The following is a 17576-nucleotide window of genomic DNA, read 5'->3' as shown; positions in this document are numbered from 1 at the left end:
TTCAAACGATCCGTACGCGAGCGCCCTTGTCGAGGAGCGGGCCGATGCGGTCTTCCAGCTCGCTGAAGACCGCGCGCAGCTGCTCGCGGCTGGCCACCTCGCGGCCTCGGAGGTGGGTCTCGACCTTGACCACCTGCCGATCGGTCTCCTTGCTCAGCTCCTCGTCGAGCCGGTCGTTCGCCAGCTCCTCGGCGGGCTGGAGGCGGCTCGCGAAGCGGTCCCGCACCTCGACGAGCGTGGGCGAGATGGCCTCCGCCGTCGTGTCCACGAGGACCTCGGCGACCGGCCGGAGCACGCGGTGGGCCTGGTCGGCGTTGAGCTGCGCGAAGCCCGGCCGCGTCTTCACACGGCCCCTCACCGCCTCGGCCTGCGCGTTCTGCTTGTTCAGGAGGCCCCGGCGAACCTCGACGTAGCGGGCGCGGATGCGGTCGAGGGCAGGCTTGAGCTGGCTCGCTTCACGCCACGGGAGCTCGGCCGACAGGTGATTCACCACGACCGCGGCGTCGTCCTCGATCCCCGAGAGCTCCTCCATCTGGCGGAGCTGCGAGAGCTCGTGATCCCGGATGCGCGCGGCCTGATTCACCGTCTCGATCGCGCCGGGCGTCAGCTCCGAGCTGCGCAGCCCGAGCTGCTCCAGGCCATCGCGGAGCACATCCAGGTTCCGCTTCACCTCGGCGACCGTCTGCTGGACGAACCGCGAGCGGCAGCAGTCCTCGAGGGCGCGCCCGAGCTTCTGGAGCGCCTGCGGGAGCGTCGGACGCCCCGGGAGCGCGTCGAAGCGCCGCTCCAGCTCCCTCAGCCGCTCGCGGTACGCCGGGAAGTGCAGGAACACGGTGTCGGCGATCGGCTCGTCCTCGGGATCCTGGTCGACCTGGAGGTACTTCTCGAACAGCTTCCGGATGGCGATGCGATCCTTCTGCGTGACGTCCCCCTCCGTGGCCGGGAAGAACTCGGCCCGCCGGAAGTCCCGGTCGCCTTTGAAGAGGTCGCGAACGCCCGGATCCTGGTGCGACTTGATGTCGGTGCCCTGCTCGGTGCGGATCCGGACCTTCTTGCCGCGCAGCAGGCCGGCGCAGCACGCCTTCACGAGATCGGGCGCGTACCCGTACGGCGGGCTCACGAACGTGGCCACGAGCGTCTGGCCGGAGAGCCCCCCGTGCTGCGCGATCTCCTGGGCGATCCGCGTCGGGAAGAGCCCGGCGCACGAGGCGACGTACTTGCCGGCGTCGAGGGAGAGGATGCCGAGCCCGCCGTCCATGAACTTCGTCGACGGCCCCGTCAGCTCCTTCTCCAGGAGCTGGCTTAGCTCCGTCGGGGAGATCGCGATCTCCGAGAAGTGCGGGTACAGGTCGGGGAGGAGCCGCGTGGCCATGCTGGAGAGGGCCGGGCCGAACGCGCTCCCGGCGTCCCGGGGACGCAGCGGCTGCCCGCGGAAGTAGGCGGAGCCTTCGAGGAAGGCCTCGGCCACCGCGGCCTTGACGCGCGCCTCCAGCTCGTCGAACCGCGCCTCCTCCTCGGCGAGGAGGCGCAGCTTCTCCGGCCTGAGGGACTCACGCCGGGGCCGGTTGCGTTCCAGCATCCGCTCCGAGCGGGCGAGCTGCCGCGCGTGATCTTCGATCGCCCCCGACTCGCCGACGACCCAGACAAGGCGGTTCCGGAGCTGGTCCTGGTCGCTCCTCGGCACCCAGACCGAGGAGGCCCGCTCCTCTTTCTTGCCGAGGAAGCGGAAGTCGACAGCCACGGTCGAGTCCTCGCGGGCGTCCTGGAGCTTCACGTCGTGGGCGTGGCGCCCATCGGAGAACCAGAGCGTCCACGGGAACGGCCGCCCCTTCCACCGCAGGCGCTCCTGCATCGAGCCCACGAGGTTCTTCAGCGCCTCCTGGGCGATCTTGCTGATCTGCTCCTGCGTGACGCCGATATCGTCGCGCTCCCGCTGCCACTCCTGGCCGGCGGAGCTCTGGATCTTGAACCCGTGCTTCTCGGAGTAGGAGAGCAGGCTCAGCGAGCGGAGCTTCTCCAGCGCCTCCGTGACCGGCTGAACGCGGTTGCCCTCGCCGAGCCGGCCGTAGAGGCAGGCGGCCACGAGCGGCGGCATCGTCGGCGTTTGCTCCTGGATCAGCTCCAGCAGGGCGACCGCCTTGGCGACGCGCTGGGCGAGCGCGTCGTCGCGGACCTGCGGGTCGTTGAAGAGGCGCGCGAGCGTCGTCTGCACGTCGGCGTCGAGCGCCGAGTGCTGGACCTCGAAGATGGCGTCGAGCGTGACGAGCGAGCCCACCTCGCCGTCCGCGAGCTTCTGCTCCCGGAACAGCTCGCCGAGGAGCTGCAGGAGGCCGCGGATGGCGTGGTCGTCCCCCTGCACGCGGGTCGAGCGCGTGCGGAGGTTCGAGGTGACCTGCATGAGCAGGTCGATGTGCCCGGGGAGCATCGGGTAGACCTCGACGAAATCCTCCTCGGTGATCTCCTCGCAGCCGTAGCCGTAGAGCTTCAGGTCCCCGCGGTGCTTCTGGAACAGGTCCCGGAGCGTGCCCTCCAGCTCGGGCTTCTTCTTGAGGAGCCGCTTGTGCACGACGTCGCGGATGTTCGTCGTGCCGAGGTGCACCCGCAGGTGCGTCGGGAAGCGATCCTTGAGCTTGCCGAGGTTGTTGCTCTCCGCCTGGTCCTCGAGCTTCTGCTGGCCGGTCGCGAACAGCCACACGCGCCCCTTGAGCCGCTGGCCCAGCTCCGACACGAACGACTGGAGCTTGAGCATCCGGCTCTCGTCCTGGTGGACGTACTGGCTCACCTCGTCCACGACGATGAACAGCGTGTTGTCAGCCGCGCGATTGTGGGCCATCGCGTCGATGGCCTCGACGACCTCGCGGACGCTCGTGCCCGCGCCCGTCCGCGCGCCCGCCCGGCTGTCGATCCAGCTCGTCGGATCGGGATAGCGGTCCGGCTTCATGACATGGAGCACGTGCGAGAAGTGGTCGTCGGCCTGCTCCTCCTCCTTCGCGGCCTTCCAGTCCTTGCCGAGGGTCTTCTTCGCGATCTGCACGAAGGTCTCCCACTCGCCGTCCCGCTCCAGGCGCAGCTCGAAGTCCGCGACGAGGTTGCTCTTCGAGCAGTACCCGAGCCGCGCCTGGACCAGGCGGAGCACGGCCGAGTGCACGTGCTCGCCGTCGCGGGCCACGCCGCCGATGTCGAAGACGACGGCCATCGGCGCCTTCACGTGCTTCGCGAGCGCGTGCCACGCCTCGACAAGCTCGTCCCTCCGGGGGGAGTCGTCCCGCTGGAGGAGGGCGGACCCAAGGGGCGTCCCGTCGGGGAGCACCACGCCGTCGAGGGAGAGCCCAAGGAGCTTCGCGAAGCTCGATTTACCGGAGCCGTAGAAGCCCGATATCCAGGACGCCGGCAGCTCGGGGCCGCTCTTCTTCGCCAGCTCGTGCGAGATCCCCCGGAGCAGGTGCACGAACTGCTCGTGGATGCCTGATTTCACCCGCCGCGCTCGCGGGTCGTCCTCGCGGTAGCCGCCCGTGATGATGTATTCGCTCACCTCCGCCTGCAGCTTCGCGGGCGACTGCTCATGAAAGTACACGACCGGCGGGATGTCCCGGGTCACGTTGGCGACGAAGAGGTCTCGGATCTTCATGGCAGCCTTCACGGGTAGATGCGGGGGCGGTAATCGCGGTCGGCGTCCAGCTCGCCCATGAAGGAGAGCGCTGTCGTGTCCTTGCGCTCGCCCGGGTAGAGCAGCACGACGGGGATGTTCCTCGTCTTGCCGTCGATATGCTTGAGGAGCGCCGAGGACCGAAAGAAGGGATAGAGCGCGCCGGCGCGGCCGAGGAGGACGAGGGTACGGCCTTCGCGATCCGGGTTCTGCTGCGCGAAGTCGGCGATGAGCTTCGCCACGTCGGCGGCGATCCCGCTCGGCCCCTCGATGTGGGGAGCGATCTTGTCGCGCAGGTACTCCAGCGCTCGCTCGGGGCTCTTCTCGTGGAGCCGCTTCTCCCGGCTCATGAGCGCCGCCACGTTCGCCTCCCCTGTCGCCCGGATCCGATCGAGCAGGAGCCTCTGGAGCGAGATGGGCAGGACCCCCCAGTCCTCGGCGCGCAGCTCGTCGGTCAGGCCGCGCATGAGCCGCCGGAGCTTGAACTCGTCCTTGGGGCGATACGGGAGGATCGCGAAGCGGTAATTCCGCATCGTGCTGATCTGGGGGCCGTCGGCGGCGAGCAGGTCGCGCCGGAGCGCGGCGACGGCCTCGTCGAGCGAGTCTTGCTGGAAGAGCGGTTGTGTCACAGCGTCGCCTCCGCCCAGGCGCCGAGGGTCGGCGCCTCCCATTCGAACTCGGTGAGATGCGCCATCCGGCGGAACTGGATGCCCGGAAGAGCGCGGAGCCTTTGATCGAGGAAGCCGTCCACGAGGCCCACGGACGCGAGATAGGGGTTCTCGGTCAGGGTCCCGGCGAAGCGGACGCCTCGCAGGAGGTGCAGCAGATAAGCGAGCGCGAGCTCGGGCACCTTGGGCAGGAGGAGCGCCCGAGGATCGCGCTTCGGCGAGAGGAGACCCGCCTCGGACGCGGCCGAGAGGAGCTTGCTCGCGAACTGCACGCAGGTCGCCGCGGACCACCGCTCGGGGAACTCGTTCTTCACCCACCGGAGCACGATGTCCCGGTCCACCTTCGGGTCCCGCAGGGCCCGGCGCTCGACGAGGAACATCCCCGTGAATCGCCGGTACAGCGGGTCGGAGAGCTGGAGGTGCCAGTGGCAGATCACCTGCCTCGTCGAGGCGTCCATCGCGTTCCACCGCCGGAGCACCCCGAGCGCCTCCGGGAAGGTGTCGTAGCGGTGCACGAAGCTCGAGAGGAGGAAGCGGACGCGCTCTAGGCTCTTGCTCCCGAACCACCGCTGCTCGAAGGCGAGGAGGGCGCGCTCGACGGCAGGCACGGCGGGGTCGATGTGCTCCCAGTACGCGCGCGAGTCCTCGATCCCCAGAGCGAGGCGCAGGATGCGCGTGTGGATATCCGTCGCCTCGGCAGGGCGCTCGGCCGGCGCGCCCGTGGGGTCTGTCGCGATCGTCACGGCCTCCACCCTGGCGGTCACCCCTCCAGCTTGTAAAAAGGCAGCGGGTATTGCTCGGCGAGCGGCACGAGCGCGGCGCCGAGGCGCCTCACGAGCACGTCGGTCGCGTCGGGCCGCTTGCCCTTGAGCTGCCGGCCGCCCGGGACCGTGGTGAACGCCGCGTCGCCTCCCTGGAGCGCCGAGACGAGCTTCTCCTTGGCGAAGTCGGCGGTGAGGGGTAGCGGGAGCAGCAGGACCTCGGCCGGCGGGCGCCCCGAGCGTTTGTGGGCTGCGAAGCGATCTCCGAGCTGCTCGTCGAGCTCGAAGCCGAGGAAGTAGAGCGTCCGCAGCTTGTCGGGATCGGCCATCTTGGCGCGCGCCTTCGCGTCGGTCCGCCGGGCCGCTTCGCGCACCGCTTCGAGGGACGCCCAGACATGCGTCTGCGGGAGGAGCCGCGCGAAGAGGTCACCGCCGCCCGCGTCATCGATCAGATCCGTGTCCCACCAGCCGAGGCGGCGCGGCGAGCAACGACCTTCACCCGCCCACGCGATTGTCACCTGCATCGCGAGGATCGCGTCGAGCGTCTCATCGGGGACCAGGGTTGCCATGCGGACGGTCGACGTTACGCGCAGGTTGCCGATCTGATCAAGGTTCGTTAGCATCGCCCCCGGTGCCACGTCGTCACCATCGACCAGAGCCGACCGAGCTGATCGCGACTGCCGAGGCGACGATGCTGCCCGGCGTCCACCTGCCGGCGTCGCGCCGGTGGGACGGGAGCGCGGAGTTTCCCACCCGCTGCCACCCGATCAACGCATATCGGATGGTCCTGCGCTTCGATGGGATGGAGTTGCGGAAGAAGAGCCTCAATGGGAGGAGGGCAGTGTAGTGCCGGGTCGCTCCGTAAGGCTGTTTCTGATCGACGGCAGTCCCCAGGGCATGCGCACGGCCGAAGTGGGCAACTGGACAGGGCTGGCCCTCGTCTGCCCTCGAACAGATCTCGCTCGCCTCGCGCTGCGTCCCGAGGTGAGGAAGACCGGCCTTCATGACCGTTCCAGGCGTCTCGCCAATGGCCCGCCCGGAACGACCTGCTTGTGGATCAGACTCCCGCGGCAGCTCAATCTCCGGGCAATGCCGAGACGAGAGCCGGCGGGTGGTTCACTTAGGTGCACCGCAGGCGCGCACTTTGTCCGCAGAAGCGGACAAGGTTCCCCTCACGCCACCGCCGCCGCAAACGACGCGAACAGGTCCCCCGGCAGCGCATGCTTCAGCCGCCACGTGATCGCCATCGGCAACTCCGACTCATGCCGCACATAGCTCGCCGGCCCCAGGAACCAGAACGCCCGCTCGTCGCTGCGCAGCCGCGCGAACAGCATCACCGCCGTGCCGAGCGCCTCGTGCTGCTGGTAGCGCTGCCCCGTCTCGCTCTCGGCGCGGGTGGTCGACTGGCTCTCCCAGTGGATCAGCTGCCGGTTGATGGCACGGTCGCGGTAGCGCGTCGTCGGCGAGAACTGCCCGTTCGTCTTGTCGAGCGTGAACGCGAGCAGGTCGGCGCGGGCGTCCTTCGCCCAGTACACTCCTGTCTGCCAGGGCGCGACCTTCGCGCTGCCCCCGACGCCGAACGCCGCCAGGATTTCGATGCGCGAATAGCGCGCGTGCACCTGGAGCGGCACGTCCGGATGGGTCGCGAGCCCCCGGTGAACGTGGCCCACGCGGGCGGCGAGCACGTCCATCACCTCGACGAGCTCCGCGCGCACCTGGGGGTGCGCCCAGACGAGGGCGCACGCCTGCGCAAGGGTGGTCGCCTTGTCGATGGCGCGATCGGCCACGGTGGCGACGAGCATGCGCAGGAGGCGGCGCTCCCGCACGCTCATCGCCCCGGGATCGGGGCACGCGTCGGACGCGAGCAGCCGGCGAACCACCTCGATCCGCACGAAGTCGTCGACGTGGAGCAGCCGCCCGCACGCGCGCCGCAGCACCTGCTCGTGCGGTCCTACGCCGAGCGACGGGAGCCCGGCGTCACCACGGAGGTCTGACCACGAGCGCTGCCCTGCATAGACGTCCTCGAGCTCGAGCCCGGTCTCTTCGAGGAACCGCGCAAGGCTCACGTCGCCGCCGCGGGCGAGCCGCCGCAGCTCGTCGACCTTGGCCGTCCACCCCGACGGCACCGCTTGCCGGATGTTCTCGAGCACGAGCTCCGATGCCTTCTGGTCGAGCTCCATGTGGCAGCCCGCGGGCAGAAACGGGAACCCGCCTTCGATCTGCTGAACGAGCTCTTTCCGGCTCCCGCCGAGCAGGGCTGCGAAGCGGCGATCGAAGCGGAACTCGCGCCGATGGTGCCCGACGAAGTCGAGCACCGTGCAAACGGTCTTGCCGGCGCTGCGCCGCAGGCCGCGCCCGAGCTGCTGCAAGAAGAGCGTGGGGCTGTCGGTCGGGCGCAGGAGGATCAGCGTGTCGACCGCAGGGACGTCGATGCCCTCGTTGAACAGATCCACGGAGAAGACAACGTTGACCCGCCGCGCGCCGAGATCGGCGAGGGCCGCGCGCCGCTCGTCATCGGCGCTGTCCCCCCACACCGCGCTCGCCGCGACGCCGGCCTCGCGAAAGACGCGCGCCATGAACCGCGCGTGCTCGATGCTGACGCAGAATCCGAGCGCCCGCATCGTTCGCGTGTCATCGACATGCGCGGCGAGCTGGGCCACCACCTGCCGGGCCCAGACGTCGTTGGCGGTGAGCAGCTTGGAGAGGCCATCGACGTCGTAGCCGCGCCCGCGACGCCAGGGCACATCGCGCAGGTCCAGCCCGTCGTGGATGCCGTAGTAGACGAACGGAACGAGCCGGTGCTGATCGATCGCGTCCCAGAGCCGCAGCTCTGCGGCGATCCGGTCATCGAACCAGCCGAGGAGCGGGAGCCCATCGCTTCTCTCGGGCGTGGCCGTGAGGCCGAGGAGCTCGACGGGACGCACGCGCTCCAGCAGCGCGCGGTACGACGGCGCGGCGGCGTGGTGAAACTCATCGATGATCACCACGTCGAAATGGGCCGGATCCAGGTCATCGAGCCCTGCTGCCGAGAGGCTCTGGATCGACGCAAAGACATGCTCGAAGCGCCGCGGGTGACGGCCGCCGACCCACAGCTCGCCAAAGGCATGATCGCGCAGGCCGTGACGAAACGTCGCGAGGCTCTGCTCCAGGATCTCCCCGCGGTGCGCGACGAAGAGCAGGCGTGCGCGGGGGAGCGCCTCCCGGAGCCGGGCGTAGTCGATGGCGGCCATGACGGTCTTGCCGGTGCCGGTCGCCGATACCAGCAGGTTGCGGTGATGCCCGCGCTCGCGGGAGAGCGCGATCTGCTCGAGCAGACGTTCCTGGAACGGCTCGGCGCGGAGCTCGATCGGGCCGAGCATCACCGGTAGCGCCGCGTTCGTCGCCTGATCGACGCGCTCCAGGAACTCCGCGCGGTCGTACGGCACGAAGTCGCCGCTGTTCCAGTAGCTCTCGAAGACGGCGGCGACCTTGGCGACGACATCCGGGTTGCGGGCGCCGGACACGCGAACGTTCCACTCGAGCCCGCTCGTTTGCGCGGTGTGTGTCAGGTTGGAAGAGCCGATATAGGCAGTCGAGAAGCCCGACGCGCGATGAAACAGCCAGGCCTTCGCGTGCAGGCGGGTCGTCCCCGTGTCGTACGACACGCACACCTCGGCGCCGATCTTGCGGAGCGCCTCGAGCGCCGCCGCTTCGGTCGATCCCGTGTACGTAGTCGTCAGCACACGCAGCGCGCGGCCCGCCTGACAGTGCACGCGGAGCGCCTCGAGCAGCGGGGCGATGCCGCTCCGGCGGACGAACGCCATGACGACGTCGATGCGGTCCGCCGAGCGAACCTCGGTCAGGAGCTGGTGGCCTACCCTCGGCTCGCCAGGCGCGTTGGTGAGCAGCGCCGTGTCGAGGAGCGGGATGAGCGGCTCGGGGATCGTCTCCGGCCTGCCGTCCGGCTGGCGCCCGACGATGGCGTGGAGCACCGTCGCCGGCTCGACGGGCGCCTCGGGCTGGAGCTCCGCGCCGGCGATCACCTGGTCGATCTGCTCGACGAGCCTCCGCGCCAGACCCACGCCGACGGCCACACGCTCCGCATCGGGCACGCCGGAGAGGGCGCGCTGCACGAGGCGACCCAGGTGCAGTGCGATACGGTCGGCGGCCTCAGCGGCCCGGAGCGCCGCGGTGCGGACCTCCAGGCTGGCGTCGAGCTCGCGCAGGCCGGACGCCAGCGCCTCCGTGATCAGATCCTGGTAGAGACCGCGCCGGTTCGCCGTCATGGCCAGCGAGTCTACGGCAGGCGAGCGCACATCCAGGCGGCATTCGACCGGTCGCTCGCCGCAGCGCCGCTCACGCTCGTCAATGACCGACGACGGAGAGAGCCATCACCACGCAAGCGAGAATGAGCGCCGAGCAGATGGGCACCACGATCCAGAAACCGAGGTACGGCGTGGAAGGGTGACGGACGCGAACGAGACTCACGACAAGGACGTAGAGCGCAGAGGTCAGCGTGAAGGTGAACGCCAACGGCCTGAGCATTTTCGTCCCTTCAATCGAAAAGACGTAGAGGGAAAACAGAGTTGGCAGCGCGAGCAAGAGGACGATGAGGATCTTGAGGAACATGCCGAACGCTCGTCTTGTCGGTCAGGGTTTCAGGTCCACGGCAACAGCAACTTTGCGCGGGATCAGGACAGCGGCCGCCTCACTCGAGCCGGCGGCTCACGACCGATTGTGTGGCGTGCGGCTCTGGCGGCCTCGCCATGCGCTCACGCGCACCACGAGGGCACGCGCTCAGCCCCTGGCGGCGCAGATCGTCGGGGTCTCACGGGGCGGCGGTGTACGTGCCGCTAGCGGTCTGACCGAAGGGATCGCGACAGGCTACCGTCACGCTCACCGGACCAGTGAGCGTGTCGGCGGCCTTGACCTCGATGTCCACCCGGCCATCGCCGTCCTCGTCCTCTGCCGCCGCCGCTCCGGCCATGAGATCATGGCCCGCCGACGTCACCGTGATGCCCTGCGCCGGCGTCGCCTGGCAGGACTCGACGCGACCTTCGGTGTCCGCGGTCACTCGGATGGCCTGGGACGGCCGCAGCGCGCTGGACGAGGGGAAGAGCGAGGGCCGGTCGGCGACGAGGATCTCCACCGGGGCGGCGCTCGCATCACCTGCTGTCGCCGTGACCCACGCCCTCCCAGGCCGGGTCGAGGTGAAGGTGGCCGTGGCCACGGCATTGGCCGTTCCGTCGCCCGCGAGCACGACCTGGTTGGCGACCGTGGCGCCCAGGGAGCCACCCTCGCTGGTCTGGAACGTGACACGCGCGCCCGCGGCCGCGGGAGCGGCGGTGATCACGAGCGTCGCGTGAAACTTCCCGTTCGCCGGGATATAGCCCTCGCCGTCCGGGTAGGTGCGGACGAGCGCGAGGTTCTCGACGGGAATACCGAGGTTCACCAGGAAGTCGGCCCTGGCTTCCTCCTCACACGCGTCGGTCGCCACAACGGGGACGCTCACCAGCCCGCCTTCCCCGGGCGGGAGGGACCGGAGGACCGCCAGGGGCACCGTCGCCGTCCAGCTCCGGAAGTTGAAGGCGTCGCGCGTCGCCGCGACTCCGGCCACCATGATGTTGCGAATGGTCAGATCCGCCGAGTGCTCGGCCGTGCCCCGGACCAGGAGGTCGGATCGCACGATTCGCTCCGGGTTCTGCTCGAGGACCTCGATCTCGATGTCGTCGCCCCGGCACTCGACCTCGACGTCCGGGGGTTCCTCGTCGAAGTCGCACGCGGCCACGACGAGCGAAAGCGCGATGGATCGGGCGGTAAGCTTTGCGACGTACATGGGCCGGTCCCTCACTTGAAGAAAGTCGCGCTGCTGCGGGTCGCGACCTGGAGAAATTCAGGGCTGAAGTTGAAGACGAGGCCCCCGCCGACGCCGTAGCGCTCGGTGGTAGGGACCGAGCCTGCGTCCACGGGTGACCCCACCTCGTACCCGGGCGCGAGGCGCGTCACGCGGCGCAGCACCACGGTGCCCGCGAGCGAGAAGCTGGGCGAAAACTCCCATTCGAGCCCGAGGTGCAGCGATTTGAGGAGCTCGAGGCTGGTGGCGCTCTGGTTCAACAGCCCGATCCCCACATAGGGAGCGACGCAGGTCCCGCATCCCCGGATCGCCGAGCGGCCGCCGTCGGCGAGGTAGTCGAACACGAAGGGGGCGAACCCCAGCACCAGCTCGACATCGACGTTGCCCGACGACCTGGCGACGATCTCGGGCTGCTGGCTGCCGGGCCGGGTGCTGGCTTCATACACGCGGTCGACCGCGCCGGTGAAAACCGGGCCCAGGCCGAGCCGGACGGCACCGACGTAGGTCTGCTCCACGAGGAGCTCGACGGTGTACGTCGGGTTCTCTGCGCCATCGAGGTGCTTGATCTTGATGTCCGCCTTGCCCGGTCGGCGCGGCCCGAACGTGGATTCGGAGACAACGTCGATGGACTTCTGGGATTTGCCACCTCCGCCCTTCAGATCGGCCTGGGCCCGTTCTTGGCCCGCCTTCTCCGAGAACTCGGTACGGATGCCCGGCTGGAAGAGGCCGCGCTCGCCATCCATGGTGATGTTCACCTTCTTTTCGCGAAGGTGCCGCACCCTCACCAGGACGGCCCGGTTCGGGCGGATGATCTGGCTGGTATCCGGCTCGAACTGGAAGACCGGCCGGTCTCCGTCGGTCACCAGATCGACGCAGATGAGAACCGTCTCTTGATTGCGATCCTTCTTGTTGCAGAAGGTATCCTCGAGCTCCAACGGCACGCCCCCCGCCGTGGGGGGCGATTGTTCGTCCTTGTTGTCGATCTGGAACTCGGCGTAGCCGGCGTAGCCGCTGCCGTCGAAGTCTGCAAACCCGGTGATCGCCTGGGCCCCCTTGAGCTCGATAGGCAGCGCCAGCTTGTCGCCCTGGGTCGGCACGATCCTCCATTCGCGCTTGCCGCCCACGTCGACCACGAACGCGACCTGGCCCTGGGCGGCGGGCGCTCCGCTCGCGACCTTCAGCGAATCCCCGTTCTCGTCGGCCAGCGACAGCTTCGTCCCGTTGCCGGAGCGCGGCCTGTGCTTGAGGACTATCGTCGCGTCGGGATTGAAGCTCGCCGGAGCGGTCTTGTCGAGGTTTGGCGAAGGGCCCACGAACGACAGGGTGAGCTGATCGTCGGGGCGCTGCGAGCGCCACAGGAGCGGGCAGTCGTCGAGGCCACCGGCGCTGGGCTTGATCGAGGCCTTATCGACATTGACCTTGCAGTGCTCTTCCTTCGTTACCACGCCGCCGTTCTCGGCCTTGATCCAGAAGTCCACGTCCGTCGCGACCGCGCCCGCCAGTCTCTTGAACACATCGGCGAAGGTCGGCCCGGCGATCGACTTCTGCGCAATCTGGAAGACATCGTAGGTCTCCTGGCTCGCCGCGCGCGCGTTCTGGGGGAGCAGCCATGCGGCGAGCATGGGCAGAATGAACAGGTGGGCTCTCATTGGTTGGATCCTCGGAAGAATTTCCAGTACATGGGCCCGATCTCGCGGGCAAGATAGCCGATGGGCAGCAGGAACGAGACGGGCCGGGTGGTGCTCCCGGCGAAGACGGTCCCGATGACCCGGCCATCCTCGCTGGTCACCAGGGACCCCGAGTCGCCGGCCTTGCTGAAGGCGCCATCCTCCAGAGAATCGATGACGAGCGCACCGGTGTAGTCGTGGGGGACCCCGTCGGGCAGGGTGACCCTCGTCGTCGACGAGGCGACCTGCCGCAGCCTCCCGCGGCGGATCGGATCCCTCCCGGCGATGACGCGAGAGAAGTGCCGCACTTTCATGCGATCGGCGCCGAGCGTCGCGAAGAGCGGGAACGGCGGGCCGCACTCGGTCGCAGGGTGATGACCGTTCACGCTCCACGCAGGGCCCGGATCGAGCCGGGCTATCGCGAAGTCGACGGGCTGGTTCGCCCCCAACCGACCTTGCAGCAGGGTAGCCCGGTGCGCTGTCCCGAGGACGTCGACGACCTGCACCTGCTCGTTCGGGCCGTCGCCAGGTCCGTAAAACGACCTGATTCGTCCGTCGCTGTAGGGCAAGGTCCCGTGCCCGGAGAGGAGCGCGTAGGTGACGCCGTCGTCTTGCATCACCGCCGAAAGGGTCGACCTGCGCATCCGGGGGCCGTGGCCGGAGCGCACCTCGCTGCGGACGTCCACCGTATGCGCCCGGATCTCCCCGACCTCGAGCACGTCGATGGAATACCCGTCGAGGCTCGCCGGCAGGCGCTCGCTTTCAGGTAGGTCTCTGCCGGCGCGCTTCCTCGCCACGTGGACACAGATGGCGGGCCGATCGAGCCACGCGCCGCCCTGGCGCTTCTCTCCCCAGAACACCCCCATCACGCCAGGTAGCCCCCGGAACCGGTCGGAGATGGCTGCCACCTCGGCGGAGACATCCCATCCCTCCAAGGTACCCTTGAGCATGATCATCTGGCATACATCAATTTCTTCGCAGACGCAAGAATTGCCGCGGCGCGCGCGTATCAAGTTGCCGCAGACATGCCTTCTCAAACGCCGCGATCGGCTCGGACAGCTAAATCCCCGCGGCGTGGAACAGCGCGGCGAGCTCTTCAGCCGCGGGTTGTTGCGGCCCTTGACCTGGGCGTTGTTGTAGCCGTCCCGTGTGAGGAAGCGCTCCTCGCGGCCACCGCCTTTACCGTACTCGACGAGGAAAGCGCACCTTGCCATTGAGGAAGGGCGCCCAGGGGGGCTCGCCGAGGCCGGAGGGTGGCCTCTCCACCGCGGAGACGGGTGCCACCCATCTTTTCTTAAAGGCACGTCCACCGGGAGATGGGTGCCACCCATCTTTTCTTGGAGGCACGTCCACCGCGGAGATGGGTGCCACCCATCTTTTCTTGGAGGCACGTCCACCGGGAGATGGGTGCCACCCATCTCCCCCGTGGACGACCCACCTCACCCGGACGGGTTCACGGCGCCCCGCCGGCCCCGAACGGGGGCGCCGAGACGACCTCGGGCTTCCTGGCCGGGGCCTTCCGACGGGCTCTCCCGAGATCGTCGACCATCTCGACGTAGGGCGCCAGCAGGAACGCGGCGAGCGCCTCGCTCCCCGGGATCTCCGGGTCGGCGTGGCTCTCGATCTTCTGGATCACGCTCCGCAGCGCATCCCGGGCGGCGCTCCACTGCGGCCGGCCGTCGGTCGGCCCGCCGTCCTTGGCGAGGACCACGGTCGTGAAGCCGTAGGCCTCGCCGAAGCGCGCGTGGGCGGCGACGAGCTGCCGGTAATGCCGGGTCCCGCCGAACTGCTCGATCACCGCCTGGGCGCGCTCCTCCTCCAGCGTCTTCATCCGCTGCACCATCGCGGCCCACTGGACGCGGGGCCGGCGCGTGATGAAGCGGAGCCCCTCGGGCGCCGGAAAGAGCTGCGCATACAGCCAGCGCGCCTCGGAGGGCGACGGCGTCTCCCCATCGTCGGAGAGCCCGGCGGCGCCCGCGTTCCACTGCTCGAACGCGCGCCATCGGTCGTCGCTCTCGGTGTTCGCCGCGCTCCGCTCGGCCTCGCTCGGCGCCGCATGACGCTGATCGGCCTGCGCGCTCGCCCGCAGGCCGCGGAACCCCTGGAGCTCTGTCGCGGCCGCGTCGAAGCGCCTCCACGGCCTGTCGATGTGCGGCGGCAGCGCCGCGACGGGCTCGACCCCCTTGGGCAGCGGCGCGTCGCCCTCCTTGCGTTTACCGCCCTTCGGCCGGAGCACCGCCGCGATCCGCGCGCTCATCTGATCTCGGAGACCGATCACGTCGTCCGCGACGAGATCCGGGGGGAGGACGATGGTCGAAAACATCGGTGTTTCACTCACGGGGGAAACCTCCTGTGATGTCTGATGGGTTCTGGCCTGCCGCCGTGGCGACACGCCGTGGTTTCGTTGCGGCGTGGCGGCCTGGCAACCCACGTGCCGGCGCGAGATGCGTGAATGTCTCGGCGAAACGTCTCAGACAGCGAGGGGCTGAGCGCAATGCCCCGTCATGATCCGCAACGGATTGCGCTGTTGCGCAACGCTCCCGTCAGCGCGTCACACACCGCCTGTGGCCTACCGGAGCGATCTCCAGCCTGGATCAAATTCGTTGCGCGGATTCCTGGAATCCGTACAATTTTCCACAGCCTCGCCCGGGTATCACACGGAGGCGTCGGGGGACGAGATCCTCGGGCATCATTTGCCGCGCCCGGGGTCACCGATCCAGAGGCTGGGGGCGCCGGGTCGGCCGTAGACACGGAGCTCACGTCGCGAGAGCCTTCGCGCGTCGTCGTGGAGCGGGGCGCGGAGAGCAGGCGGTTCACTCGGCAAGGGGCGGTCCTCGATGGGCCTGGGAGTCCGAACGGAGAACGTCGCGCCCGGCGCGGCGTCGAGGACGACATGGAGCACTTGCACGAGATCGGTGAGCTGCGCCGTGACGACGACCGTACGCGGCCGCCCTGCCGCATGGAAGAGGTCGCTCACCTGCTCGTAGATCTCGAGCTCCTCTCGCAGCCAGACGGAGGCATAACGGTCCGTACCGGGCCCGAGCACGGGCACATGGAACGCATCCGCCAAGGCACCGCCGACACGCTCGAACGTCTCGAGTGAGAACGGGCGTGATGGAGAGACCCGCCCAGCCGTGAAGACTCGTTCGAAGTACCTGGACCAGGATGCAGCGACGGGCGAGGGCGGCAGCCCGATTTCCCTTGCGTCCATATACAACGTGCCTTCTCGGTCCAGGTAATAGTTGCTGTCGGAGTCCGTCGCATGGCCGACGTGCACGAGCCGCGCAGCCATCGACCCCTCGATGGCTCGCAAGGCGAAACCGCGCTTGACGTGGGAATAGATCCCCCAGGAGAGCCCAGCGAAGGTCAATCCACCGCACGTTTTCTCGAACGCTGCGATCGGCTCGGACAGCTCCATCCTCGCGGCATGGAACAGCGCGGCGAGCTCTCCGGGCGAGCAGGCGTCGCCCGCGTTCCACCGGAGATCGATGGTCGCGTAATAGGCCAGCGTGCGGTCGGAGAGGTAGGGGCGCAGCGCCTCGAGCGGGTTCGCATAGTCGAGCACCATGCGGCCGTCGTTGTAGAGTTGCTCCGCCTTGAGGACGCGCCCTGCGTGCTCACGCAACACCTCGATCTCGACGTCACGGCCCGATCGCCTGGCGTAGACGTATCCGGCCTGCCCCGGCTCCTCCGATAACGTCCGAATGGCACCGCGCGCCCGCCGCTCCTCGGGAGAAAGCGGACGGGGGGCCTCCTCCGGCGGGCGAGCATCCTCCAGCATTTCGAGCCCCGCCACGTCGACGCCCGCCTCCTCGGAGGCGGCGCCGCGAGCCGTCTCGATGCAACAGGCCACGTCCGCGAGCGAGCTCGTCCAGACGAAGGTCTCGCCTGCAAGATCGTCACGGAAAGGGTGACCATCGGCGATCACGCCCCCCGGATAGACCCAGAAGGTGTGGGAGGCGTCGCTTGCTTCCACCGCCGGCAGCGCGGCCAGCGCCCCCGCGAGCTGTGCGCCGAGACGCGGGAGAAAGGCGGCACGGATGCGGTGTGCCTCGACAGGCTCACGATCGGCGAGCAACGCGAGCACCTCGATCAGGCCGCGCGCTGCCCCGGCCGCAGGCGCGCCGCTCGCGTGCACCAGGGCGCCTCGCTCATCGGCGAGCAACGGGAACGTCCGGCCGCCAAGGATCGCCAGGCCGACGGGAACGGCGAGGATCGCGCCGGATCGGGCACGAAGCGGTGGAGCGTGCATCGCCGGATCGTCGGACCCCGGGAAGAGCCACAGATCCGTCTGTCCGGGCGCGCGCCGGCAACCGATCCCAGCAAGCTGCGCGTGGAGCTCGAAGAGGACATCCCAGGCCGGCAGCCGCGCTCCAGCGAGATGGCGGCGGAGCTCGTCCAAGCTCATTGACGCGGGCACGTCGCGGGGACCGAGATCGAGCGTGGCGAGGGCGCGCGCTGACAGGCTCTTCAGGAACTCGTGCTGTTTGGGCTGGACCATCATGCGGTATCGTAGCCAGTCTTCGACGTATAGCCCTCGGGAGGCTTGTAGTTCGGGCTGGCCTGAGTGAAATTCGTCGGCTCGCTCCCTCGGTTCTGCTCCGGCCCGAAACCCTTGCGGATGACCTTGGGGTCCGGCGCACCCCACCGTTCGTGGAGGTTGGCGAGGAGCTGACTGCAGTTCGGGCACGGCGCGCGCTTGCCCCCGCCCTCTTCCTCCGAGCGAATGGCCGTGATCGAGCCGAGGCACTTCTTGATCTCGTCGTGGTCGCCGGGGTTATCAGGGTCGAGCCTGCGGCCGATCTTGCTCTCCCAGTTGCGAATGTGCTGGGAGAGAGCGCGCGGCTCTCCGCAGCTCGACGGATCCCCGCCGCCCAGGATCCAGACGCCAGGGTTCATGCCGGGGATGGCGGGGATGTTCGGAATGGGAGCCGTCCGTGCCACGAGCCGGATGCTAAAACCTGGTCTGCGGAGGTGCACGAGCGCTATCACGTCGGCCAC

Annotated in this window: 12 protein-coding genes; all 12 read right to left on the bottom strand. The window is 68.9% G+C overall.

The annotated features are described in order from the left end of the window. Position 1: 1 nt before the first annotated feature. Positions 2-3628 carry a BREX system P-loop protein BrxC gene (gene brxC / locus WMF44_RS17370; RefSeq protein ID WP_437300226.1) on the bottom strand — a complete coding sequence of 1209 codons (3627 nt, stop codon included), beginning with the start codon at positions 3626-3628 and terminating at the stop codon, positions 2-4. Between the two features lie 8 nt (positions 3629-3636). Then, positions 3637-4275 carry a BREX protein BrxB domain-containing protein gene (locus WMF44_RS17365; RefSeq protein WP_437300225.1) on the bottom strand — a complete coding sequence of 213 codons (639 nt, stop codon included), beginning with the start codon at positions 4273-4275 and terminating at the stop codon, positions 3637-3639. Then, a complete protein-coding gene (locus tag WMF44_RS17360; RefSeq protein WP_437300224.1) occupies positions 4272-5078 on the bottom strand; it encodes a DUF1819 domain-containing protein in 807 nt (268 codons plus the stop codon). Before WMF44_RS17360 ends, WMF44_RS17365 begins: the two co-directional genes overlap by 4 nt. Continuing rightward, complete coding sequence (gene brxE, locus WMF44_RS17355; RefSeq protein ID WP_437300223.1) at positions 5075-5698, bottom strand: BREX-6 system BrxE protein; 624 nt, start codon at positions 5696-5698, stop codon at positions 5075-5077. The genes WMF44_RS17360 and brxE overlap by 4 nt, the downstream gene beginning before the upstream one ends. A 549-nt stretch (positions 5699-6247) precedes the next feature. After that, positions 6248-9340, bottom strand: a complete 3093-nt coding sequence (locus tag WMF44_RS17350) for a DUF3427 domain-containing protein (RefSeq protein WP_437300222.1) — start codon at positions 9338-9340, stop codon at positions 6248-6250. Between the two features lie 79 nt (positions 9341-9419). Next, positions 9420-9683 carry a hypothetical protein gene (locus tag WMF44_RS17345; RefSeq protein ID WP_437300221.1) on the bottom strand — a complete coding sequence of 88 codons (264 nt, stop codon included), beginning with the start codon at positions 9681-9683 and terminating at the stop codon, positions 9420-9422. 199 nt (positions 9684-9882) lie between these two features. Then, positions 9883-10890, bottom strand: a complete 1008-nt coding sequence (locus WMF44_RS17340) for a hypothetical protein (RefSeq protein WP_437300220.1) — start codon at positions 10888-10890, stop codon at positions 9883-9885. An 11-nt stretch (positions 10891-10901) separates the two neighbouring features. Then, entirely contained in the window at positions 10902-12557 is a 1656-nt protein-coding gene (locus WMF44_RS17335; RefSeq protein ID WP_437300219.1) for a hypothetical protein, read from the bottom strand. Next, positions 12554-13525, bottom strand: a complete 972-nt coding sequence (locus tag WMF44_RS17330; RefSeq protein WP_437300218.1) for a hypothetical protein — start codon at positions 13523-13525, stop codon at positions 12554-12556. Before WMF44_RS17330 ends, WMF44_RS17335 begins: the two co-directional genes overlap by 4 nt. A 503-nt stretch (positions 13526-14028) precedes the next feature. Continuing rightward, positions 14029-14898, bottom strand: coding sequence for a hypothetical protein (locus WMF44_RS17325; protein WP_437300217.1), 870 nt, complete (start codon positions 14896-14898; stop codon positions 14029-14031). A 366-nt stretch (positions 14899-15264) separates the two neighbouring features. Next, a complete protein-coding gene (locus WMF44_RS17320) occupies positions 15265-17079 on the bottom strand; it encodes a hypothetical protein (RefSeq protein ID WP_437300216.1) in 1815 nt (604 codons plus the stop codon). Continuing rightward, complete coding sequence (locus tag WMF44_RS17315; RefSeq protein ID WP_437300215.1) at positions 17076-17519, bottom strand: YwqJ-related putative deaminase; 444 nt, start codon at positions 17517-17519, stop codon at positions 17076-17078. The genes WMF44_RS17320 and WMF44_RS17315 overlap by 4 nt, the downstream gene beginning before the upstream one ends. Positions 17520-17576: the final 57 nt, after the last annotated feature.

Origin of the sequence: Sorangium sp. So ce426, assembly GCF_051475585.1 — a bacterium.
Classification (GTDB): Bacteria; Myxococcota_A; Polyangia; order Polyangiales; family Polyangiaceae; genus Sorangium; species Sorangium cellulosum_B.
This window is presented reverse-complemented; position numbering and strand designations above follow the sequence as displayed.

What these genes read in the sequence shown, in the direction of transcription:
- WMF44_RS17325 (WP_437300217.1), bottom strand. Translation starts at nt 14,898, where the DNA reads ATGTTTTCGACCATCGTCCTCCCCCCGGATCTCGTCGCGGACGACGTG.
- WMF44_RS17335 (WP_437300219.1), bottom strand. Translation starts at nt 12,557, where the DNA reads ATGAGAGCCCACCTGTTCATTCTGCCCATGCTCGCCGCATGGCTGCTC.
- brxE (WP_437300223.1), bottom strand. Translation starts at nt 5,698, where the DNA reads ATGCTAACGAACCTTGATCAGATCGGCAACCTGCGCGTAACGTCGACC.
- brxC (WP_437300226.1), bottom strand. Translation starts at nt 3,628, where the DNA reads ATGAAGATCCGAGACCTCTTCGTCGCCAACGTGACCCGGGACATCCCG.
- WMF44_RS17345 (WP_437300221.1), bottom strand. Translation starts at nt 9,683, where the DNA reads ATGTTCCTCAAGATCCTCATCGTCCTCTTGCTCGCGCTGCCAACTCTG.
- WMF44_RS17340 (WP_437300220.1), bottom strand. Translation starts at nt 10,890, where the DNA reads ATGTACGTCGCAAAGCTTACCGCCCGATCCATCGCGCTTTCGCTCGTC.
- WMF44_RS17320 (WP_437300216.1), bottom strand. Translation starts at nt 17,079, where the DNA reads ATGATGGTCCAGCCCAAACAGCACGAGTTCCTGAAGAGCCTGTCAGCG.
- WMF44_RS17330 (WP_437300218.1), bottom strand. Translation starts at nt 13,525, where the DNA reads ATGCTCAAGGGTACCTTGGAGGGATGGGATGTCTCCGCCGAGGTGGCA.
- WMF44_RS17350 (WP_437300222.1), bottom strand. Translation starts at nt 9,340, where the DNA reads ATGACGGCGAACCGGCGCGGTCTCTACCAGGATCTGATCACGGAGGCG.